The organism is Acinetobacter sp. YH01021 (genome assembly GCF_013420255.1).
Classification (GTDB): domain Bacteria; phylum Pseudomonadota; class Gammaproteobacteria; order Pseudomonadales; family Moraxellaceae; genus Acinetobacter.
Genome location: NZ_VOYO01000006.1, coordinates 111,934 through 135,805, shown reverse-complemented (window position 1 = coordinate 135,805; position 23,872 = coordinate 111,934). Strand labels below are relative to the sequence as shown.

At 42.7% G+C, this 23,872-nt stretch carries 20 protein-coding genes; 10 read left to right on the top strand and 10 right to left on the bottom strand.

Annotated elements, in window-relative coordinates:
- Positions 1–62: 62 nt before the first annotated feature.
- From tal to FTT86_RS06930, 3 genes are all read left to right on the top strand, one after another.
- The gene (gene tal / locus FTT86_RS06940) at positions 63–1,040 is read left to right on the top strand and encodes a transaldolase (protein WP_004645437.1); all 978 of its coding nucleotides are present in this window, start codon (positions 63–65) and stop codon (positions 1,038–1,040) included.
- 75 nt (positions 1,041–1,115) lie between these two features.
- Positions 1,116–1,775, top strand: a complete 660-nt coding sequence (gene leuE, locus FTT86_RS06935) for a leucine efflux protein LeuE (RefSeq protein ID WP_004278829.1) — start codon at positions 1,116–1,118, stop codon at positions 1,773–1,775.
- 109 nt (positions 1,776–1,884) lie between these two features.
- Entirely contained in the window at positions 1,885–3,060 is a 1,176-nt protein-coding gene (locus FTT86_RS06930) for a benzoate/H(+) symporter BenE family transporter (RefSeq protein WP_129716682.1), read from the top strand.
- Positions 3,061–3,099: 39 nt separating this feature from the next.
- Here FTT86_RS06930 and FTT86_RS06925 read toward each other — a convergent pair whose 3' ends face one another.
- On the bottom strand, positions 3,100–3,444 hold the full coding sequence (locus FTT86_RS06925; RefSeq protein ID WP_129716680.1) for an SMR family transporter: 345 nt from the start codon (positions 3,442–3,444) through the stop codon (positions 3,100–3,102).
- A 90-nt stretch (positions 3,445–3,534) separates the two neighbouring features.
- Positions 3,535–4,521, bottom strand: a complete 987-nt coding sequence (locus tag FTT86_RS06920) for an alpha/beta hydrolase (protein ID WP_180180894.1) — start codon at positions 4,519–4,521, stop codon at positions 3,535–3,537.
- 265 nt (positions 4,522–4,786) lie between these two features.
- Between FTT86_RS06920 and FTT86_RS06915 the strand changes: the two genes are divergently transcribed.
- Together FTT86_RS06915 and FTT86_RS06910 are read left to right on the top strand one after the other, a co-directional pair.
- Positions 4,787–5,230 carry a universal stress protein gene (locus FTT86_RS06915; RefSeq protein WP_180086910.1) on the top strand — a complete coding sequence of 148 codons (444 nt, stop codon included), beginning with the start codon at positions 4,787–4,789 and terminating at the stop codon, positions 5,228–5,230.
- 135 nt (positions 5,231–5,365) lie between these two features.
- Positions 5,366–5,812: a universal stress protein gene (locus FTT86_RS06910; protein ID WP_004278835.1), complete on the top strand. Its 447-nt coding sequence runs from the start codon at positions 5,366–5,368 to the stop codon at positions 5,810–5,812.
- Positions 5,813–5,845: 33 nt separating this feature from the next.
- On the opposite strand, the gene FTT86_RS06905 is transcribed toward FTT86_RS06910, so the two are convergent.
- Entirely contained in the window at positions 5,846–6,055 is a 210-nt protein-coding gene (locus FTT86_RS06905; RefSeq protein WP_004278836.1) for a hypothetical protein, read from the bottom strand.
- Between the two features lie 208 nt (positions 6,056–6,263).
- A complete protein-coding gene (gene pepN, locus FTT86_RS06900; protein WP_180086959.1) occupies positions 6,264–8,870 on the bottom strand; it encodes an aminopeptidase N in 2,607 nt (868 codons plus the stop codon).
- 361 nt (positions 8,871–9,231) lie between these two features.
- Between pepN and FTT86_RS06895 the strand changes: the two genes are divergently transcribed.
- From FTT86_RS06895 to thiM, 3 genes are all read left to right on the top strand, one after another.
- A complete protein-coding gene (locus FTT86_RS06895) occupies positions 9,232–9,489 on the top strand; it encodes a hypothetical protein (protein WP_180180893.1) in 258 nt (85 codons plus the stop codon).
- 161 nt (positions 9,490–9,650) lie between these two features.
- Positions 9,651–10,811 carry a hypothetical protein gene (locus FTT86_RS06890; protein ID WP_085064296.1) on the top strand — a complete coding sequence of 387 codons (1,161 nt, stop codon included), beginning with the start codon at positions 9,651–9,653 and terminating at the stop codon, positions 10,809–10,811.
- 31 nt (positions 10,812–10,842) lie between these two features.
- A complete protein-coding gene (thiM, locus tag FTT86_RS06885; protein WP_082180536.1) occupies positions 10,843–11,691 on the top strand; it encodes a hydroxyethylthiazole kinase in 849 nt (282 codons plus the stop codon).
- A 572-nt stretch (positions 11,692–12,263) separates the two neighbouring features.
- On the opposite strand, the gene FTT86_RS06880 is transcribed toward thiM, so the two are convergent.
- Positions 12,264–13,787, bottom strand: a complete 1,524-nt coding sequence (locus tag FTT86_RS06880) for a TerC family protein (protein WP_180086911.1) — start codon at positions 13,785–13,787, stop codon at positions 12,264–12,266.
- 742 nt (positions 13,788–14,529) lie between these two features.
- Between FTT86_RS06880 and FTT86_RS06875 the strand changes: the two genes are divergently transcribed.
- Positions 14,530–14,994: a MarR family winged helix-turn-helix transcriptional regulator gene (locus tag FTT86_RS06875; protein ID WP_004278843.1), complete on the top strand. Its 465-nt coding sequence runs from the start codon at positions 14,530–14,532 to the stop codon at positions 14,992–14,994.
- Between the two features lie 77 nt (positions 14,995–15,071).
- Here the strand turns inward: FTT86_RS06875 and FTT86_RS06870 are convergent, their stop codons facing one another.
- The 5 genes from FTT86_RS06870 to FTT86_RS06850 form a co-directional block, all read right to left on the bottom strand.
- Positions 15,072–15,734, bottom strand: coding sequence for an SOS response-associated peptidase family protein (locus tag FTT86_RS06870; RefSeq protein WP_180086912.1), 663 nt, complete (start codon positions 15,732–15,734; stop codon positions 15,072–15,074).
- Between the two features lie 92 nt (positions 15,735–15,826).
- Positions 15,827–17,275: an aldehyde dehydrogenase family protein gene (locus FTT86_RS06865; protein ID WP_180180892.1), complete on the bottom strand. Its 1,449-nt coding sequence runs from the start codon at positions 17,273–17,275 to the stop codon at positions 15,827–15,829.
- 128 nt (positions 17,276–17,403) lie between these two features.
- On the bottom strand, positions 17,404–19,569 hold the full coding sequence (locus FTT86_RS06860; protein WP_180180891.1) for a malate synthase G: 2,166 nt from the start codon (positions 19,567–19,569) through the stop codon (positions 17,404–17,406).
- A 366-nt stretch (positions 19,570–19,935) separates the two neighbouring features.
- Entirely contained in the window at positions 19,936–21,087 is a 1,152-nt protein-coding gene (gene zapE, locus FTT86_RS06855) for a cell division protein ZapE (RefSeq protein WP_005252217.1), read from the bottom strand.
- An 84-nt stretch (positions 21,088–21,171) separates the two neighbouring features.
- Complete coding sequence (locus FTT86_RS06850; protein ID WP_004278848.1) at positions 21,172–22,179, bottom strand: AraC family transcriptional regulator; 1,008 nt, start codon at positions 22,177–22,179, stop codon at positions 21,172–21,174.
- A 144-nt stretch (positions 22,180–22,323) separates the two neighbouring features.
- On the opposite strand from FTT86_RS06850, the gene FTT86_RS06845 reads away from it, so the two are divergent.
- Positions 22,324–23,820, top strand: coding sequence for an NAD(P)/FAD-dependent oxidoreductase (locus tag FTT86_RS06845; RefSeq protein WP_005252218.1), 1,497 nt, complete (start codon positions 22,324–22,326; stop codon positions 23,818–23,820).
- Positions 23,821–23,872: the final 52 nt, after the last annotated feature.

Sequence of the window (23,872 nt, the reverse complement as noted above, 5' to 3'; positions counted from 1 at the left end):
GGTAAACCGGCCATTTATGATATATAAGAAAGCATAAGCAATAACCATAGAACTAGATCGTAATGACATTAACTGCATTAAACCAATTAAAAAACTTGACGACCATTGTGGCAGACAGCAGTGATTTGAGTGCCATTGAAAAATTTCGTCCGCTTGATGCAACCACCAATCCATCGCTGATTACTGCAGCAGCAAAACAACCTGAAAATCAGGCCTTGATTGAAGCTGCTTTTCAGCAAGCCCAGCAAGAAGGCTATGCAGATGACGCTCTGATTGAACGGACTATTGATATTTTAACGGTCAAATTTGGTGTAGAAATCTTAAAACTGATTGAAGGTCGTGTTTCAACGGAAGTCGATGCTTCGCTGTCCTTTAATACTGAAGCTACCATTGCCAAAGCCAAAGAGTTACTGGCACTTTATGCGCAATATGGAATTGACTCAGACCGCATTCTGATCAAGATCGCGTCTACCTGGGAAGGCATTCAGGCAGCGAAAGCACTGGAAGAACAAGGCATTCATACCAATCTGACTTTATTGTTTGGTCAGCATCAGGCCCATGCCTGTGCTGATGCCAAAGTAACATTAATCTCGCCTTTTGTCGGCCGTATTCTGGACTGGTACAAAAAAGCTGAAGGCGTTGAGTCTTACCCGATTGAAAAAGATCCGGGTGTACTTTCGGTTAAGCGTATTTATGAATTTTATAAAGCGCATGGTATTCAGACTGAAATCATGGGTGCCAGCTTCCGCAGTATTGATCAGGTTCTAGGCTTGAGCGGCTGTGACCTGCTCACGGTAGCACCAAACCTGCTGGCCGAACTGGAAAATGATCAGCGTGAAGTGCAGGCCCAACTCTCAGCCAAAGATATTAAAGTTCAAGGTGAACTCAGCCCAATCAGCCCTGCCGATTTTGAAGCACAACTGAAACAGGATCCGATGGCCAGTGAATTATTGCAAGGCGGCATTGACGGTTTCATTAAAGCCCGTGAGCAACTGGCTGCTTTATTACGTGAAACTTTCCTGAGTACCACTGAGATTTAAAGAAAATTTAGCAAATTTCTCCAAGCCGATGTTGCTATAATGCCGCATCGGCTTTTTTGTTCATGCGAGTTTTTCGTGTTTGGTATCACAGATCTAACGACCTTTATCATTGGAACCACGTTGATTGTGCTACTGCCCGGGCCGAATTCCCTGTATGTCATGTCGATTGCTTCGCGCTTTGGGATTAAGACGGGATATATGGGTGCCTTGGGGGTTTATACCGGTGATCTGATCCTGATTATATGTACAGCATTGGGAGCAGCTTCTTTACTGCATGCCTTTCCGGTACTGTTTATTGCACTGAAAGTTATTGGAGCGATCTATCTCAGTTACTTGGGTATCAAGCTAATCATTGCGGCCTACCAGACTTTCTTTCCGGAAAAGTCATCACAACGCGTCCAGATTAAAAAGACGACTCCAGATACGGTAGAATCTGTTCAGCCCTTTCGTACAGCGCTCACAATCAGTATTTTAAATCCCAAAGCGATTCTGTTTTATCTGTCTTTTTTTGTGCAGTTTGTCGATCCTGCCTATCCTTATCCAGCCCTGACATTCACGCTTCTGGCTGTAATCTTGCAATTGATCAGTATGACCTATCTTTCAATCCTGATTTTTTCTGGTGTAAAACTGGCGTCCTATTTCAACCAAAATTATAAAGTGACTGCCAGCTGTGTCGCAGCGGTCGGGATCCTGTTTTGCGGTTTTGGCCTTAAACTGGCGACTTCAACTTTCTAGCAATGATCGGCTTCAAACCAGTAGACCTTTGGATAAAATTGTTAAAAACATTGTGTTGATACGTGAAAAGCGTATGATTTAAACGCATTTAAAAATAGTGTCATGGATGATGCCAAAACTTTTACAAGATCTCTCCTTTCCTGCCGTCATGGCCGGTTTTATTACCTGCATGATTGGTATTAGTGTTTCCGCCGTACTGGTCATTGAAGCCGCTCAAAGCCTAGGTGCTAATCAGGCACAAATTAGCTCCTGGTTATGGGCACTGGGTATAGGTATTGGAGTTTCTGGATTTTTGCTTTCCTGGAAATATCGTTATCCGATTTCAACCGCCTGGTCGACTGCCGGTCTGGCACTGGTCATTGCTTCTGCCGGTCACTATAGTCTGGGTGAAGCAATTGGCGCTTTTCTGATTTCTGGCATCCTGATTGCCTGTCTGGGATTTTTTGGAATTTTCGAGCGAATTTTCCAGTTTATTCCACAAAGTTTGACCAGTGCCATGCTGGCAGGTGTTTTATTAAAATTTGGCATCTCGGTCTTTGGCAGTCTGCAACAGTCCTGGGAATTCGTGCTTTGTGTACTGGCGATTTATCTGGTTTCCAAAAAACTGAGTACGCGCTATAGCATCGTGATTACCGTGTTAATGGCTATTGCCCTCTGTCCGTTCTTTATTAATTTTACTATTCCGCAGCTGAACTGGAGTATTGCCCAGCCGGTATGGATTACACCTGAATTTAGCCTGCAAGCTGTTTTAGGACTGGCCTTACCTTTAATGGTGATTAATCTGGCATCGCAATACCTGCCTGGCTTGGCCATCATCAAAAGTTATGGTTATCCGCCGAAAGTAAATTCTATTCTAGGCTGGACGGGTATTACACAGACGATGCTGGCGCCCTTTGGCTGTTTTAGTGTCAATCTTGCCGCAATCAGTGCGGCGGTCAGCCTGGATGTCCAAGCGCATCCTGATCCGGCCAAACGTTATATTGCCGGTATGAGCTGCGGCCTATTTTATATCCTGATGGGTTTTTTTGCTGCGACCTTGACCAGTGTACTAATGGCTTTTCCGGGGATTCTGATTACAGTATTGGCAGGCATTGCCCTGTTTGGCACCATTGGCCACAATATCGCGCTGGCTTTTCAGGACAGTCATGACCGTGAAGCAGCACTGATGACATTCCTGTTTAGTGCCTCTAATATTCAGTTTTTCGGTATTGGTTCAGCTTTCTGGGGACTGCTACTTGGTTTGACGGTTTATTTGCTGTTTAAGCTTAAACCGCAAGTGGCGTAAGCTTATTGTAGAAATGAGGCAATTACTTTTGCTGCCTTTTTAATGCCCGGCAGTTTGGGAAAACAGGTTAATCACCACCACACCGGAAATGATCAGTGCAATCCCGATAAAAGCGGGCACATCCAGCGCCTGCTTAAAGATTACATAGCCTACGATTGCCGTAAGAACGATGCCTACTACCGCCCAGATCGCATATGCAATGCCTAAGGGGATTACTTTAATGACCTGAGACAGCAAATAAAACGCAATACAGAATAAAACGACTACCGCCAGAGATGGCCATAATCGGGTAAAGCCTTCTGACTTCACCAAAAATGTTGATCCAGTCACTTCGGCAATAATAGCCAATGCCAACAATAAATATGCCCATGACACAGGATTCATTTTTTAAACTCCAAACTATTTTTCAATGATTGCTGTCGGGACGATCTGACACGATCAATCTTGAGAGATTCATTTTGCACAGTTTTCTCTTCACGGGGAAAGCTGATGTAAAAAATCCAGGGTTTTGACAAAAGTTTGCTGACTTTCCTTTTTGCCCATAAAAAACTGATATTCATGAATGAGCCAGGCCTTAGACTCTGGATAAAATATTTCAGTCACAGGAATCTGCTGTTCCTTCAAAGCTTTTACAAATGGTAGCGACTGAGTATCGGTCAGGAAGTCCTTATTCCCGCCACTGATGAACACGGGCGGATAAGACGGCGTAATATACTGAATCGGAGAAATCTGCTTTAAAAACTCGGCATCATATTTACGCTCGCCGGTATAAGCCTGAATCAGGTTAAAGACACCCCATTCAATAATTTTCATTTCTTCAGGCGCTGTGCTGGCAAATGCTTCCAAGTCATAAATTCCACAATGCAAGATTAAACCTTTAAGCTGCGCGGGTTGCAGATGAGGCTGAATACCGGATTGGTTGGCAAATACAGGATTGGTCAAAAGCGCGGCGTAATGGCTAGCTATATTCGCCCCGGCAGAATCTCCGGCCAGATATAAGTTCTGGGCATCAATTTGGTAGGTGTCTGCATAGGTATCTAGAAATTCAAGTGCCTGATTGATCTGGTGTAACTGGCTAGGATAGGTCGCTTTTGGTGCAAACTGGTATTGTACGGATACCACATTATAGCCCTGTGCCGCCAGCAGCTTGAAATAACCGCGTGCATGTTCTTTAGAACCTGAAATCCAGCCGCCGCCATGAATCCAGACAATAGTCGGTCGCGGGCCAATACTGGCAATATTCTGCGGCTGATACAGATCCAGAGATAATTTCTGTTGCGGCGCATAGGTAATATTTTGCTGGACGATAACCGCACCAGGCGCATAACGATCCATCACTTTTTGCTGCAAGCCTGTGGTCAGGTTAAAAGCACCGGCAATGACTTTACTGTTCTGTGCGGTCTGACAGCCGGAAAGAATAACTGAACCTATGAGCAAAAGATGAATGGCAAAAAACCTCAAAACTGTCCCCTATACATGATCTAAAAACAGGCTACGGCAGTTTAAACCATCCTGCTGCAAACAAGGACTATTCATGCTCTTATTTTTGATCATAAAAACTACAATTCCGAGTTTTTTACTCTGTTTTTTCATGACTTTTACATGAAAAATATTTGTAATTTAATGAGTTTTTTCAATTTTACCGCTTTTTTGCAATTGCACCCGCCACAGCACTGTGCTATCAATAAACCAAGCCTAAAAATCAGACAACCTGCGGAGAAAAGCCATGGCCTATCAACATATTTTAGTCCCAGTGGACGGTTCAGAAATTTCCTTTTCTGCAGTACGACATGCTGCCAAAATTGCCAAGGCATTCGGTAGTCAGCTTTCCCTGATCAGCCTGATCGCAGAAGATCCTTTTACCGAGGCTGATTTCTATTACAGCTCCTCCATCATGAAGGAATATTTTATCGAGGCACATGCCAATGCCAAAAAGGCCTTGAAAGAAGCCACTGCCATCGCAGCCGGTGAAGGTATTGAAGCGCAATCCCGCATTGTCACAGGTTTAGTCAATGCAGAACATATTGCTGAAACCGCGGGTGAGGTGAAAGCCGACCTGATCATCATGGGTTCTCATGGCCGTAAAGGCTTCCAGAAAATGATTCTGGGCAGCTTTGCACAAGATGTATTGGGTGCGAGTGAAATTCCCGTACTGATCGTGAAAAAATAATCCTGATGCTGCGCATCTTCAAGATGCGCAGTACTTGCTACTTTACATTTGAACCTCTAGCAAAACATGCTGTGGAGATTTACTCGCTTAAACCACACTCCCCCTTTACTGCAATAATAAATATGAGGAAGCACCATGAATAACTATGATCATCTTCTCGTAGCACTCGATGAGTCCTCGATTTCCTATGCTGCCGCAGATCATGCCCTGGAACTGGCCAAAGTATTTCATAGCCATGTCACTTTACTCAGTGTGATTGCGGTGGATCCCTTTAAGGGCGTAGATTTTTACAAAGTTGCTCCTGCAGTCACAGATTACTTTATGCATGCAGAACAAAATGCACTTGATCGTTTAAATGAACTGAAACTGAACTTTGTTCGTGATGGCATCCAGGTGACGACAAAAATCCTGCATGGCATGGCACCGTCAGAAGGCATTATGCAGGCTGCAAATGAATCCCCGACCGATATGATCATTATGGGTTCACATGGTCGTAAAGGTCTGCAAAAACTTATGCTGGGCAGTGTCGCTCAAAATGTTCTGGCACTTTCCTCTATTCCAGTACTCATCGTCAGACAATAAGATGCTTGATCAAAGCCTGTATGATGCAGGCTTTTAGCGAAGTTTTTGATTTAACTCACTTAAGAAAATTTCAGCATCAAGCTGGCTTTGAAATACTTTTTTGTATTCTCCGACCTGCTGAATGGAATGCGGCGTATATTGAATGGAGATTTCAAGTAAGCCATTTTCAGGATTCTTGCTGACATGTACGGCAATAATATGCTGGCTATTTAAATAAAAACCATCTTCAATTTTCACTAACATATCTTGGACAACCTCTAGTAAGCGAATCTGTAGATCCCTTTACCTAGCTTACAGCTTAATAAACAAATACTCTTTTCCATATAATCATACTGTAACACCCTTTGATACTTAACTCGGCCTTTAGGGAAATTCAACTGTATTTAAAGACAGCATTTGAAAAGTAAAAAAAACCGGATCAGGTCGATCCGGTTTTTTATGAATATTGATGTTATACGCTGAGCATACTATTGAGTGTCTCAGACACATTTTTAGATTTAACCAGTGGCTTTAAGGTTTCAAGCTGTGCTTTCACTTCACTGCGTTGCGGTTCTGCCAAGGTATACCAGCGTGACAATACCTGTAGCAAACGTGAGCCTACAATCGGATTTTTCTCGTCCAGATATTTTGCCAGTCCAATAAAATGCTGCACGCCAAAGCTCCAGGTATTGACCGGATTAGCATTCAGCCCCCCGCTCACTGCACGGATACGGTTAGGCACAGCCAGATCATAATCCGGATGCTGGGTCAGATACGCAATGGTTTCATCTGTTGCTTTTGGATGGGCTGCCTGAACCATAAACCATTGGTCTAAAGACAAGGCTTCATCTTCAAAGCGGCTATAGAAATCGGCCAGAGCTTCTTCTGCTTGTGGTGCATCATTCCAGACCAAGACTTTCAGTGCACCCAAACGTTCAGACATATTCCCCGTATGATATTGCTCATAAGCTAAATCAAAGGCAAATGCATCTCCCTGACGAGCCATCATCGTCAGCATGATGTTTCTTAAGGCGCGCACACCCATCGCTTGCGAGAATTCAGATTGCAGATCAGGATCCAGATTAAGATAAGTTTCTTTCGCTGTTTCTCCAAAAGCGCGTGCCAAGGTATGCAGCAAAGCCTCACGTTTTTCCTGAATCATGACTGGATTATAATCCTGATCAATACGGCTACCTAAATAACCTTCCGACGGAATATCAAACAGACGTGATGCCAACAGCGGATCTTTCTCAATCACATCCGGCAAGGTATTGAGCATAGCCTCGATATAAATTTCTGCAGGCTGGTCATCCAGCAAGATACGCTCGAGTAAGGTCTGAGTTGCTTGCCACTGGTTAAAACCATTCGTTTCATATTGCAACAGGAAAGCCAGCTCTTTCTCTGAATAGTCAAAGTCCAGACTCACTGGTGCAGAGAAATTACGCAGCAAGGACACCACTGGTTTTGCTGTCACACCGCTAAATTCGATCGTGGCTTCATCCTGATCAAACAGATACACGCCATCTTTCACGCCATTTTCAAAGAGTGCCTCAGAGTTCAGCGTTAGCTGCTCACCGGTTTCAGCATCAAACAATGCCAAAGCCACTGGAATTGGAACTGCTTTCAGATTCGGGTATTTGGCATGCGGTTTCAGGCTTTGCTTAAAGCTGAGGCGATAGATTTGGGTCTCTACATCATATTCAGCTTTTGCCTCAAGTTTAGGCGTACCCGGCTGGTTATACCAGGTCAGGAAGTTGGATAGATCCACCCCTGAACCTGCGGTGAGTGCAGATACCCAGTCTTCCACCGTTACCGCCTGACCATCATGACGGCGGAAATATTCATCGGTTCCCTGACGGAATTTTTCCTTGCCAAGCAAGGTCGCCATCATGCGGTTAATTTCCGCACCTTTTTCATAAACGGTGGCGGTATAGAAGTTGTTAATTTCTACAAAATGATCCGGACGCGGTGGATGTGACAATGGGCCTGAATCTTCGGGGAACTGATGCGCTTTGAGAACTGCTACATCATCAATACGTTGTACCGCAGCCGACTGTAAATCTTCCGAGAAAGACTGATCACGGAATACGGTCAAGCCTTCTTTCAGACACAACTGGAACCAGTCACGACAGGTAATCCGGTTACCAGTCCAGTTATGGAAATATTCATGCGCAATCACCGACTGCACTCGCATGATAGCAGCATCAGTGGTGTACTCTTCATCGGCCAGCACACATGAAGTATTGAAGATATTCAGACCTTTATTTTCCATGGCACCCATGTTGAATGCACTGGTCGCCACGATCATGTAGTTATCCAGATCATAAGGCAGACCATAATGCTCCTCATCCCAGCGCATGGAATGTTTGAGCGCTTCCATGGCGATCTTGCATTTTGGAATATCTTTTTCTTCTGCGTAGATTTCCAGAGCTACATTGCGGCCTTCTGAGGTGACATAGGAATCTTTCATCACTGCCAAATCACCAATGACACAGGCGAACAAATAGCTCGGTTTCTTGGTCGGATCCTGCCACACGGCATAGTGACGATTGGCATCGACTTCACCTGTTTCCAGCAGGTTACCATTTGCAAGCAAAACCGGATATTTCTTATCTGCTTCGACACGCGTCGTAAAGACCGACAACACATCTGGACGGTCTGGATAGAAAGTAATTTTACGGAACCCTTCTGGTTCATTTTGGGTCACAAACAGATCTGAACTGGCCTGATACAAACCTTCCAGCATCGTATTACTTTCAGGGTGGATTTTAACCACAATTTCAAGCAACACTTGATCAGGTGCATTGGCAATCACCAGTTGTTCAGCATCCAAGTGGTAGTCACTGGCATTCAGGGTTTGACCATTTAACTTAATCGATTGCAGCTCTAGATCGCGGCCAAGCAGAACCAGATCGCCAGCAGTTTGGCGCTGCATCTCCAGCTTGCTGCTGACCAGACTGTGGTCACTATAGACTTGAATATTCAGGTCGATGGAATCAACAATAAAGGAAGGTTTTTGATAGTCTTTTAAATAAATGGTTTGATCCGCTTCGATCACCGGGTTTGCCGCAATATTCATGTCCTGTCCTAATCTTTTATCGTATTCGACATTGTTCATGTCAAAATCATACGCCAAGTTTTAAACGCTGTCTGTGCATTTGTATTGTTAGATCTAATATGGGCATTTCGTGCACCACTTTCAATGCATTCTGCCTAATTGAGCAGCACTCGGCTCTACATAAGAAATATCTGTGCCATAAAAACAGTCAGAATCATAATTTCTTACATTTTCATAAATCACTGATTTAAAAATATATAATTTTATTTGCAGCGTACCGCATAAATACAGATTAAAAAATGAGCACACTTCTTGCTAAAGTTAAACTGTGTTTTTCCACACTTCCAATGAAAGAATAATGATAACGATGATGAGGTGAGCCATGTATTTAAAACAGCATGCTGTACGGATCGAAAATATCAAAACTTTGCAGACCCTGGATCAGGCCAATATTGACCATAAAGTGATTGCCCTGTTGATGAGCTGTGAAGGCATTCCGCTTCAGGCCCATGAAGTGACTGCCATTCTCAACACCTACGATGCACTCGGTGCCAAAAAAGTGCCCTCTAAAAAGGTTCAGGCCTTAATTCATGCCAAACACCGCGGCGAGGAGGACGACACATTACCCTGCCCGGTTTAAAAAGCGTCATTTTATGTTTTTAAAATCAGAGCTACTTCGGTAGCTCTTCTCCTGTTTGGGTGACTATTTTTGATTTAGAAAAATTGCACCAGTCCACTACGTTTGCATCTCATCAGCCGTGTATAATCAAATGCCCGTCCATTCTAGAGTTGCTCGCGACCATGGTATTCAGTGTTCTGCAAAAACAGCTTGATGAAAGTACCCACTGCCCGCTGTGTAAGGCATCGATGTATTGGATTGAGGCAGAGCAATATGATCAGGAACTGAACTATCATGAATGCAGTCATTGCCAGCATCAGCTTTATTCCGATCAAAAGCACAATTGTTATTGTGAACACTGTCTGGCGCAGCGTAAACGAATGCTCAAGGAAGTCCGTTTACAGGAAAACCGTCAATATCATAAAAAACAGGATCGGCCGGTTCTTGAGCTGAATCAGCTCAGTTTTATCAATAAACTGTTTTTACTTGCGATTCTGGATGAACAGGTGCAGGAATATAGCCAGCATCGTGAATATATTGACTGGCATCAAATTCGATATTATTCCATCAGTCCCAACTATCTGTTCCAACATGGTCTGGTAAAAAGCCTGATCCGGGATCAGGTTCTGATTCCCAAAGATCTCCAGCAGGAAAATCAGCATTATTATATTAATGTGCGACTGGATGGTTATTCTGAACCGACCCTGTTCAGTATCACCCAGCAGCTGCGCAACTGGTTTTATCAAAACCTGAGCCAAGGTGTGCCCTTTAAAAGTGCAGATGAAGTCAAAGATGCACTCTATTGCCTGCTATATGAAGAAATCATTCAGTTTGCCCAATTCTATTGCCGTAGCTGGAATGTGCAGATTGCCGGAAATCAGAGCTTTCAGACTTTTTGCTATCGTCTTTTGGATGTATTGGCTGTGGGACAGATTTATTATCTGGTACAAACAGGACTGGAATATCTGTACAAACAAAAAGCCCTCAAGCCTCGCAATGAAAACTTTATTAATACCAATCTGCTGAAAAAAACCTTGCAGCAGTACCGCGAACGTTCAGTTACAGAAAAATGGGAAACCTCTACCCTGCCGCGTCCACCGCAACTGGCATTCAGCAAGATGAGCGAAATCCTGTTTTATCGGTTTTTGGGCTATGATGAAAATATCTTCTTTCAGCCAGTATGGCGTTCGTGGCACAAGATCGAACCCCGCCTGAAATTTTATTCCCAGAAACGTTGTATGCACTGCGGCTCACAGGAACTGTCGGTGGATTATGATGCCAGTGACTATGTCAGCCTGTTCTGTCGTAGCTGCAAGCATCAAGACCATTATTTTACCCGCTGACCGAATACAACGAATCTTTCTCCTATTCTAAATGACCACGATGACTACTTCGATGCAAGCATTACAGCAAACACTTCTGGACCAGATCTGTGAAGCCTGGTTGAAACTTCAGCAACAGCAACCCCTGGTGCATATCATGACCAATACGGTGGCCAGCAACTATGTCGCCAATATTGTACTGGCTGCACATGCTTCTCCGGCCATGATCGACAATCCTTTTGAAGCTGAAAGTTTTGCCAAGATTGCAGCAGCAATCAGTCTGAATCTGGGTACACCGACGACAGAGCAGGTTCAGGCGATGCAGATTGCTGCGAAAACTGCACATCAATTGCAAAAACCGTGGGTGCTTGATCCGGTCGGTTATGGAACAGTTCTGCGCTGGCGTTCTGGCGTCGTAGATCAGTTGATGCATTCCCAGCCTACGATTTTACGAGGCAATGCTTCTGAAATTGGTGCTTTGGCTGGCAAGCAGATCGAGTCCAAGGGTGTAGACAGCACAGTAGACAGTGCGGATGTTTATTTACAGGCGCGAAGTTTGCTGGATCATTGTGAATGTATCGCAATCTCCGGTGAATCTGATTACATTATTTCGAAAGACTATCCTGTGATACAGGTGTCAGGCGGTTCTGCTTTACAGCCCCGAATCACGGCAATGGGATGTGCACTCGGTGCACTGATCGCTGCCTATAGTGCAGTAACGTCTCCAGCCCTTGCTGCATTAACGGCACATGTACATTTTGCAATTGCCGGTCAATTGGCATTTGAACGCGCACAACAGTTAGGCAGTTTTAATGTCGCCTTTCTGGATGAAATCCACCAACTCAATACTGAAACAATCCGAAAATACGCCAACTTTAAAATTCTGCCAGAATCCATTTAGTTTACTGGTCGCTTCACAGGGTGTTTATTCTCTTGAATAGATAAACGCCCCTATTTAGATTGATCCTGCTCATTTGCTCTATTCACCTCATTAGAAATGTTTTGTCTAGCTCTTTCGGAGATCATTTTTGAGTAGTTTTATTCTGAACTGAGTAGGCTTCATGCAACTTATCTAGTGATTTCCACACAAACGGTTTCCATTTTACTTAAGATCTGTTTGCATCATGCAAATCTAGTTCATGTGAATTGTAGTTCAATTTTTTGTCAGTATTTAAATATGACTTTTAAGTTTTGATTAACAGGTTACATAAATCAATATTTAAAGCCTGATCATGCTTATTTTTGATTGCTGATTTGACTTTTTTGGCTTCAAAATCCCAGTGCAATACTAGGATATTCAGCTCAATCGGGAACATGACTAATAGTATGAATAGACTGATAAAAATCAGTTCAAATAATGAGCTAACTTTCATTTCAATGAATCAGCTTTATAAATATGCATTAAAAAAGCCAGCTGCCACCAAAGCAACTGACTTTTAAGATTTGAACAAACAAAGTGTTTAAAACACCTGTTTAACCTGCGTAATGAATGCTGACCGACTTGATACGATTGCTTTCAATTTCAGTGACTTTGAACTGAACACCTTGATAATTTAACTCGGTACCCACTTCAACCGTACTGTTGGTTTTATCCAGAATCAAACCCGCCACACTGATATAACCAGCATCTTCATCAATCAGATCAATCATGCCAAGTTCCAGCTCAAGCTGATACAAGTCTAACATGCCCGATGCGATCCAGTGCGTATCATCCACTTTCACCAGATCCAGCTGTTCGTCTGCATCCGGGAATTCACCAGCAATTGCTTCAAATACATCCAGCGGTGAAATCAGACCCTGTACATTACCAAACTCGTCACTCACCAAGACCAAAGAACCTTTAGAAGTACGCAAGGTATTAATCGCGTCAATAACTTTCATCTTTTCAAAGATATAAATTGGGCGATGACGTTTAATCAGTGCTTTTAATTCTTCCGGCTCTTCCAGTACATCCAATAATTCTTTGGCACGTACTACGCTAATCACCTTATCTAGGCTACCGCGACATACCGGGAACAGACTGTGTGGAACAGACAGAATTTTTTCACGGATCTGTTCTGGGCTATCTTCCAGATCAACCCATGAAATCTGACCGCGCGGCGTCATGATCGAAGCGACTGAACGCTCTGCAAGGGTAAGCACCCCACCAATCATATAGCGTTCTTCATCTGCAAAGGTTTCTTGTGCCTCATTATTTTGAGTATCTGTCGTCTCTAACTTGCCACCCATTAACTTTAGGATCGAGTCAGCCGTACGATGACGCAAAGGAATCTTAGATTCATGTTTAGCAGCATTACGCTGACCAAACTGGTTAAATGCTTCAATTATGATCGCAACACCAATACCTGAATAGATATAGCCTTTAGGAATATGGAAACCAAAACCTTCTGCAATTAGACTGATACCAATCAAAAGTAGGAAGCTTAAACACAGAATCACCACGGTTGGATGACGGTTCACAAAATTGGTCAATGGTTTCGATGCCAGTAGCATCACGCCCATTGCGACAATCATGGCAGCCATCATGACATAAATATTGTCGACCATACCAATGGCGGTAATCACTGAATCTAAAGAGAAAACAGCATCTAAAACAACAATCTGTGCAACAACAGCAGTGAAACTTGCATATACCACATTGGTAGACACTGTGACTTCAGGTTTACCTTCAATCTTTTCATGCAGCTCAGTAACGGCCTTATACACCAGGAACAAGCCACCAAATAACAAGATCAGGTCCCGACCGGAGAAGGTCCAGTCAAACACAGTAATCAATGGTTGTGTCAAAGTGACCAACCAGGCAATGGCAAATAACAGGCCTAGACGCATGAATAATGCGAGAGACAAACCAATAACACGTGCTTTATCGCGTTGTTCAGGAGGAAGTTTTTCAGCCAGAATGGCAATGAAGACTAGGTTATCAATACCTAAAACAATTTCAAGAATAATAAGAGTAATTAAACCTACCCAGATTCCGGGATCTAATAAAAATTCCATTAGAGAATGACCCCGTTCGAGTAAGCTAGAAATAGAGATGGAAGATCAACGCACGGCGAGGGATCCATTAAAATTTAACCTATGCAACTTAAGACTATTCCATTATGCATAAACTGAGTATTTTGTAATGTATTAATTTACAAAAAAATTACATGATCATGATTTTATTGAGACTTTTATGATCAACTGATTGATGCTGAAACTGATTAATTTTAATTTTTTCTACATCATTTATTCGAATTGAATTAAAAATAAACAGAATTTAGTTTGATTAGGCTATTATTTTTAACGTCACTTAAAGATTAGAGCATAAACTATTTTTTTATTGAAAGAACAATCACTTAAAAATATAGCTGTAAATAATCATTTACTATATTGACTAAAACCACTCAATCACCCTATATTTCTTAAATCGATTAATTTATTGAAATACAATTATTTGCATTAAAACCTATTCAGACAGGCTGCTTAAGAACAATAAAAAGTCTTGGAAAACATTTCTACTCACGAAATACATAATGAGGAATTAAATTTATACAAAATATTATCGCCTTTCATCCGATTTTAAAGAACAATCTTCGCGCCAGATAAGGCTCACATGCAGAACTGATCAACTCCTTGGGATGTTAAGCAAAACTAAAAAGTGTTAGCGCTTTAACATTTTTAAAATAAAGGTTGAAATATGCATAAACTTTTTCATAAAATGAACGGGCCCTAGAAAAATAAATACAAGGAACATTTCATGACTAAGAAATATGCAAAATTTTTGCCGTGTACGGAAGAATTTAATTTAGAAAACTTTCCATATTATTGGGTAACTCAGGTTCATGCTCAATACGTCGTTAATGTCGATCATGCACTAAAAAAGTATGGTGTTGACAATTCCCGCCGCCGCATCCTTCTTGCACTAAAAGCCAAACCGCATGCCAGTGTTTCTGATTTGTCAGAGATGGTTGTTTCTAAAATGTCGACCACGACTAAAATTGTCTACCGCTTAAAAGACGAAGGTCTGGTCGAAACCTATTCATGTGAGGATGACGCACGGATTACCCGAGTATTTTTGACTGACAAAGGCATGCAAATGACACATAAGATCAATGATCTGACCAATGTCGTACTGGAACAGTCATTTGAAGGCCTGACGCCTTTGCAAATTGAAAAAACCATGGAAAGTTTACGTCATATTTTCAAAAATTTAGCTCGTTAAAGACCTACTTTTTATTTTAAATAGACGCTGGCGAATTGGCGCATACTTTATAATAATAAATAATTCGCCAGAGCTTTCTAAAAATCAAAAAAGTTCAGTTGTGGACTGACTTTTTTGATTTTTTCTTTTGGTACATGTGAACATTCAAACTCTTCTACCGGAAAGCCCTCTACAAAGCTACGAATATCCGGATGCCTTAGCGTTAGCCATTCTTGCAGTCGCTGCTGTGGAATCACAATAACCGAGCGTTTGATATTACCCGGCTCATGAAACTCCTTCATCATGGGATGGTCAATTGCATCCATAGTAATCATACTGGCAGAGCGTACAATTTCACCTTGTACCCGAGCAATCTCATACACAGCTGCAATAAAAGTCGCCTGACCATCTTTACGTCTTACACCCCAACGCTGCGGTTTATTGTCAAAATATTTGGACTCATAAAATTCCGATACCGGAATGACGCCAAAATGACATTTGGCGGTGGCTTCAGCGAAGGTGGGCCTTTGCAGTAAGGTTTCATTTCTGGCGTTATAGGTCTTGGTACCTATAGTTTTGTCTTCTGCCCATTTCGGAATGAGTCCAAAATTCACGGAACGCCATTCCAGTCCTTGAGCTGAATGAAACAAAAGCGGTGTAGCATAATTGGGATAGACCTCCTCTGGATATTCAAAAGGAATTTCTGGCAATCCCAGATTATGCAACTGCTCTAAGGTTAAAAGCTTAAAATTGGCGCACATGGTTCATATATGTAAATCATTCGACCATAACATTATACCGTGATGCCAAGTCGAAGCCTGTCGTATTTCTATAGTTTTAGGCGCGTTGACTGTTATGAATTCGGTACAGTCAACCAATGTGTCCGGGTAAATTCCTCAAAAATCCAGCGGCCATTAAAACGACCCAATCCTGAATTTTTCTCGCCGCCAAAGGGTGCATTTGACTGGTCTGCAACACTAACGCCATTAATATGTGTCATCCCAATATCCAGTTGTGCGGCAAAAGCAGTGCCTCGCTCGATGTTTGAGGTACATACTGCGCTGGATAAACCAAACTCGGTCGCATTGGCCAGATTTAAAGCATGTGCTTCATCCCGGGCTTTTAAGATAGGTAAAATTGGACCGAAGCTTTCTTGCTGCGCCAGATCGGAATCTTCCGCGACATCAATAAAAATATGTGGATAGACCAGATTCCCTTCAATTCCTCCTTCATACACCAGTTGCGCGCTCTGCTCACTGCCTGTTTGAATGATCTGTTGATGCTTTTCAACCTGACTCTGGTTAATGATCGGACCGATCACGGTATCTTCCAGATTTGGATCACCCACCGGAATCATTTTGATCCGATCCAGAAGCTTATCTACGTAAGCATCATGAATAGAGGTATCAACAATGACCCGATTGGTACTCATGCAAATTTGTCCCTGATGCATAAAACGCCCCATCATCGTCAATTCAACCGCTAGATCAAGATCGGCATCATCCAGAATGACCAAAGGTGCATTGCCACCCAGTTCGAGTGCCAGACGCTTGATTCGGGAACTAGCCAAGGCTTTACTGCCTACACTTTTCCCCACTTCAGTCGAACCGGTAAATGAAATCATTTTCGGCACTGAATGCTCAACAAAATAATCCCCGATTTCACTGCCAGCACCGGCAACAATATTCAGTGCACCTGCAGGCAAACCTGCCTCTTCAAATAATTTACCGATTAAGGTGCCGCCAGTCACTGGTGTATCACTGGCTGGCTTCAGCACAACGGTATTACCACAGGCAATTGCAGTTGCCACTGAACGTAAGGATAAATGAAATGGAAAGTTCCATGGACTAATGACAGCAATCACGCCTAAGGGCTTGCGCAAAACCATACTTTTACGTGCCGGATCCTTACTTTCCAGCTGTTCTGTTTGGATCCAGTCTGGAAAAGCCAGACTTTCCTGAATGATGCCCAGAGCAGCATCCACCTCAACGCCGGCTTTAATGCGCGTACTGCCTGATTCAATAATGAGCCAGTCAATGATTTCATCACGACGCTGCTGAATAATTGTGATCACATTTTGCAACACTGTCTTTCGTACTTCAGTGGAATTCAAAACACCCTGCTGAAAAGCCTGCTCTGCTGCGGTATAAGCACTGTCTACATCGACAGAACTGGCAGCTGCCATGCTAAAAATTTCGCTCTGGGTATAGGGATTGATATTTTTTATTGTTTTGGTTGAAGTACCGCCTTGCCACTGGCCATGAATAAATTGCTGATCTAAATTTTGATATACTGTTGTCATTTTATTGTTTCCTCGCATGCTTTGCCCCACTTTAAGAGTTCGGCTGGAAAATTTCTAGTCAGAACGACAGCGGCTTACCATTAGACAATAAAAAAGCCTCCGAAGAGGCTTTTTTAAGCTAGACAGGATTAATCACCTGTATAACCTTTTAACTTTAAACGTGCTGCATGTAGAAGCGGCTCGGTATAACCTGATGGCTGCTCACCACCTTTGAAGATCAGGTCAGATGCTGCCTGGAATGCAATATTGTTGGCAAAGTCAGCAGACATTGGCGTATACAATGGATCATTGGCATTTTGCTCATCCACAATTTTCGCCATACGTTGCATAACTTCTTCTACTTGCTCGCGACTTACGATACCGTGACGCAACCAGTTCGCAACGTGTTGTGAAGAAATACGTAGAGTCGCACGGTCTTCCATTAAACCGACATCATTGATGTCTGGCACTTTAGAACAACCTACACCCAAATCTACCCAACGAACCACATAACCTAAAATACCTTGACAGTTATTTTCGAGTTCTTTGGTTTTTTCTTCTTCTGACCAGTTAGTGTCTTTCGCCAATGGCGGTGTCAACAAATCATCTAGAGATAAAGGCTGAGTCGACAATAGTTCTTGCTGACGGTCTGCAACATTAATTTGATGATAGTGAATCGCGTGAATCACCGCACCTGTAGGTGATGGAACCCATGCACAGCTCGCACCCGCTTCAGGATGTTCAGTTTTGGTTTTGTACATGTCAAGCAGCATGTCTGGCTTTGGCCACATGCCTTTACCGATTTGTGCTTTGCCACGTAAACCTGCTTGCAGACCGATCATCACGTTACGGTTTTCATAAGCCGGGAACCAGATTTGGCCTTTTACTTCGCCTTTACGAACGAATGGACCAGCTTCCATAAAGGTATGGATTTCATCACCGGTACGGTCCATGAAACCTGTATTGATGAAGATGGTACGATCTTTGGCTTGTGCAATACAGTTCTTCAAGTTCACAGAAGTACGGCGTTCTTCATCCATAATCCCGATTTTTAAAGTTTTTGCAGGTAAGCCGAGTGCCTGTTCGGCACGTTCAAACAATTCAACGGCAAATGCCACTTCTTCAGGACCGTGCATTTTCGGCTTAACGATATACATTGAACCTTGACGCGAGTTCTTGATGGTGTTTTCACCTTTGATGTCTGCAAAAGACAACAATGGAGTGATCAATGCATCCATGATGCCTTCATAGATTTCTGCGCCATCTACCAGAATCGCAGGGTTCGTCATTAAATGACCAACATTACGTAGCAACATCAATGAACGGCCGTGAACTTTAGTTTCACCACCTTCTACATTTTTGAAAGTACGGTCTTCATTCAGTTTACGGGTAACAGTTTTACCGTTTTTCTCAATAGACTCCTCTAAAGTACCTTTCATTAGGCCTAACCAGTTACGGTAGCCTTCTACTTTCTCTTCAGCGTCAACAGCTGCAATCGAGTCTTCCAAGTCCTGAATGGTCGTAACTGCCGCTTCAAGAACGACGTCTTTTACACCAGCGGCATCAGTTTGGCCAATCGGGCTGCTGGCATCAATTTGCACAATAGCGTGCAGGCCATTATTCTTAAATACGATTTCAGTTGGTGCTGAAGCTTCGCCATTGTAACCAACGAATTTAGCCGCATCTGCCACAGTAGTTTTTGAACCATCTTTCAGGGTAACAACCAGTGCATTAGCTTCAACTGCGTATTGAGTTGCGTCTGCGTGCGAACCTTGTGCGAGTGGGAAAGTTTCGTCGAGGAAATTCTTGGCAAATGCGACAACTTTTTCACCACGTTTCGGGTTATAGCCTTTGCCTTTTTCCGCGCCATCTTCTTCAGAGATGACATCGAAACCATAAAGTGCATCATACAAAGAACCCCAACGTGCGTTTGCAGCGTTCAGGCAGTAACGTGCATTACGTACCGGTACCACCAACTGTGGACCTGCCAGTACTGCAATTTCTTCGTCTACATTTTCAGTGCTGATTTGAAAATCTTCTACTTCTGGTAACAAGTAGCCAATTTCAGTCAAGAAAGCTTTGTAAGCTTGTAATTCAAATGTGTTATTGCGGTGCCATTCATCAATTTTCGCCTGAATGTCATCACGCTTAGCCAAAAGTGCTTTATTTTTAGGGCTAAGATCAACAACGACTTGTTCAAAGTTTTTCCAGTATGTTTCGCTGTCTAAACCAGAACCTGGTAGTGCTTCATTTTCGATGAAATCGTAAAGTTCTTTAGCAATCGCTAACTTGCCTTTTTGAATACGTGCAGTCATTGTCTTTCCTGATATTGCTACTTTTTATACAAGAGATTCTAGTATACCGATTAAAATCTAGCTGAATAGTATTATCACATTGCTAAATACTGAGCATTTTTTCTAATATGAATACCCTCATAAACATATTTGATCTTTCTCAGTTACAAATAGATATCATTCTGCTAAATACCCTAATGACAGTGTATAAAGTTTTCGAAATGTAGAAATTAGACTTAAGTTCAGATTTTCGAGTAAAAATTATGCATTCTAGTTATACACGATCACATTTAGACCAAGATTAAGCCATGTTTAATCAGGCTTGTCGATAATTTAAGTCCCTATTTTTATAAAAAAAGCGCTGGTAAATGACCAGCACTTTTATTCTTACTCTCCGTTCACGGAGGCGATTTTCTCAATCTGGCGATGTTCAGAATTCAGGTATTCATCCGACTGCATTTCCAGCAAACGGGAACGGGTCCGTTCAATTTCAAAGGCCAGTTTTTCACCCTGGTAAATATCCACGATATTATCTTCTGAGGTTAAGAGTAACTTGACGCCACGGTCATAAAATTCATCGACCAGATAAATAAAACGGCGCGTTCCATCATTCAGGAAATCGGTCAGGTGTGGCACATTGCTGACCAAAACCGTATTATAAATATTGGCGATTTCAATAAAATCAGCCGGACTGCGTGGCTTTAAACACAGTTCAGAAAATTCACACCACAATACATCTTCAGTATGTGACACGGTTTCAACAATACGGTTGTTGATAATAATCGGCTCTTCAGAACAGGTCTGAGTCTGGGTCAAAGCGCTAAAACGTTGAGCAATCCAGTTTTTATGATCATGTGTTAACGGGAATTTAAACAGTTGTGCCTGTTTCAAAACCCGTAGACGGTAATCGACTCCGGCATCGACATTTAAGACCACACAGTTTTTCTTGACCAGTTCGATGGTAGGCATAAAACGGTCACGGTGAATGCCGTTCTTATATAAACCGTCCGGTGCGATATTCGAAGTAGCGACCAAGGTGATACCACGTTCAAACAGCTTCTGGAACAGATCGCTCAGGATCATTGCATCCGTCACGTTAGACACAAAAAATTCATCAAAACAGATGATGACCGCTTCTTTATAAATTCGATCCGCCACGATATCTAGCGGATTACGCTGTCCGGATAATTTGTTTAACTCACGATGCACATGCTGCATAAAATGGTGAAAATGCATCCGGGTTTTACGGCGAAACGGAATCGAATCGTAAAACTGATCCATTAACCAAGTTTTTCCACGCCCCACACCACCCCACATGTACACCCCTTTCGGAGATGTCTGACGGCGAAAGCGGCGAAATGCTTTTTTCGATGCCTTAAAACGCTGAATCAATTCCAGCCAGACACGATTCAGTTCATGTACTGCCATTGCCTGTGCTTCATCAGGCATAAACTGTCCCGAAGAGATCGCTTGTGCATAACGTTCTGCAGGAGAAATCGGACTAAAAGCGGTGCTGTGCTGTGAATTAAAATCGGACATAGAATTTCGTACTATTTGGGATCAATTTAATTATAGCGGAGTTTAATCAACACGCTATAACACTTTGGCATAAACTAACTTAGGCTATTTTATATATTGCCGAGGACTTTGCCCAAACCAGCGTTTAAAGGCATGGTTAAAAGCGGCCGGCTCGGAATAGCCTAATAATTCTGCAATCATTTCAATCGAATACTGTTTATATTCAATCAGTCGCAAAGCCTTATCTTTAATAATTTCTTCGCGAATCTGCTTATAACTGGTATCACACTGCTGTAACTGATGCCGCAAGGTTCGTTCCGGGATATTCAGCGCCTGTGCCGTTTCAGCCATGCTCGGCATCAGGCCGCTTTGGATTTCCAGATAATCCTGCACACGCTGCACCACAGTCGGCGTCTGCTCATCCTGTTGCAAACGCTCCAGTTCAGCCAGACATTTGGCTTCATAGACAGCAAAAGTGACCGCATCTGCAGAAGGAATTTTAATATCCAACACTGCTTCATCAAACCAGAATGCTGCCCGAGATGCATCAAACTGTACCTGTGTTCCATAATAATCATGATAGACCTTTAAGGTATTCAGATCTTCTGGATAGGCAAATGGCAACTCGATCCGCAAATCAGGTTTGGATAAGCCCATCAATTTGTAAATTTCCCGGATAAACTTAAACGTTCCGGAAATCTCCGCCTGTGCCAGCAACATTCCCAAATGATCATCCTGCTGCTTTGCTCGATAACACAGCGCGCTATGATGCTCGCTTTGCTGCAAATCCAACTGACCGGTCAAATGGGTCAACTGCTGAAAACGGATCACCTGGTTCAGTGCATCGCGTACTGTAGGACTGGTCACCAGCAACATGAGTAAGGGGCCATAACCTGCCAAAGCATAATGCTGACCAATCAATAATCCCTGTTCAGGTTGGATTTCCTGTCCCACCACCTTAAGCACATCATGTTCCAGACTCGGATGGATCACCGAACTTGGATCAAAGGCATCTACACGCAGCCCAATGTTTTGCAGTTTCTGATCGACTTCCATGCCAGCCTTGCGCATCCCTTGAATCAAATACATCAGACTGAGAACAGAACGTTTCATAACCATACAAATACAATGTGATTGCTCTAGTTGTACTATAAAAATAATGTGTCGGCTATTGCCGTTTAGATCAATTTTCTATCTAATCATCAAGGAGCGAATTACGATAAATATCCAACATTAAAATAAGTAAGAAAAGTACTGATGCTAGATCATGCTACCGCTATACGCCCTCACCCTCATACCAAAGTTGCCATTATTGGAGCAGGTTTCGGCGGTATCGCCATGGCAATACGTTTACAACAGCATGGTATTTATGATTTTATTATTCTTGAAAAAGGTAGCGATTTTGGCGGAACCTGGCGGGACAATCAGTACCCTGGAGCAGCCTGTGATGTGCAATCACATTTATATTCCTTGTCATTTGCACCGAAAAGCAATTGGTCCAAACGTTATGCGGAAGCACCCGAGATATTTTCTTATATTCAGGATCTGGTGACCGATTATAACCTGCGTGCTTTTTGCCGTTTAAATACCGAAGTACTGGCAGCACATTACCAGGCAGAACGCTGTCTATGGCAATTACAGCTACAGGATCAAAGTATCCTTGAAGCCCAGTTTGTTATATTCGCTTCCGGACCTTTACATATTCCGCAAATCCCAGATATTCTCGGTATTGAGAAATTCCAAGGCAAAGTCTTTCATTCTGCGCAATGGGATCACACTTATGACCCGACTGGCAAAAATGTCGCATCGATTGGAACAGGTGGCAGCGCCATTCAATATATTCCGGAAATTGCCCCGAAATGCAAACAACTGTATGTCATGCAACGTACTGCGGCTTGGGTCATTCCTCGGGATGAACGTGCCTACCCGAATCTTGAAAAGAAACTCTTTAAAAAATATGACTGGTTTAGAAAGCTACACCGTGCCCGCCTGTATTGGTCAAATGAATCGCGTGTGGTACCGATTGTCAAACCGGGCATTATGAAATTCACCCAAAAACTGGCAGAACTATTCATTAAATATGAGGTCAAAAACCCTGAATTGGCCAAAAAACTAACTCCCGATTACATCATGGGCTGCAAACGTATTCTGGTTTCAAATAAATACTTCCCGACGTTTAACCGCCACAATGTAGAACTGGTGACCGAGAAGATTCAGGAACTGACTGAACACAGTATCATTACACAAGATGGAAAAGAGCGGCCGATTGACTGTCTGATTTATGGCACCGGATTCATTACCGATCCACGTATCTATATGAAGAATTTTCAATGTACCGGGCTTGATGGCGTAGAACTGAATGAAGTCTGGAAACAAGGTGCTGAAAGCTATTATGGAATTTGCGTGAAAGACTTTCCAAACCTGTTTCAGTTACTGGGGCCAAATACCCTATTGGCACACAACTCTGTCATTTTTATGATTGAGGCACAAGTTGAATATATTTTGCAATTGATGCAACTGGTCGATCAATCCCAAAGCGATGCCATTATGGTTAAAGACCAGGCACAGGATACATTTAATCAGCAGGTACAACATATGTTTGAAAAGACCGTGTGGCAATCTGGGTGTGTCAGCTGGTATCAGCAGGAAGGCGGCAAGAACTTTGCCTTATGGCCAACTTATACCTGGAAATACTGGCTCAAAACAAAAAAGCCAAATGCCGCAGATTATCGATTATTGAATAAAGTTGCCTAAAAGCTTTTTACCATCCGGCATCAAGCAATGGCATAATTTAAAGGTAATTTTT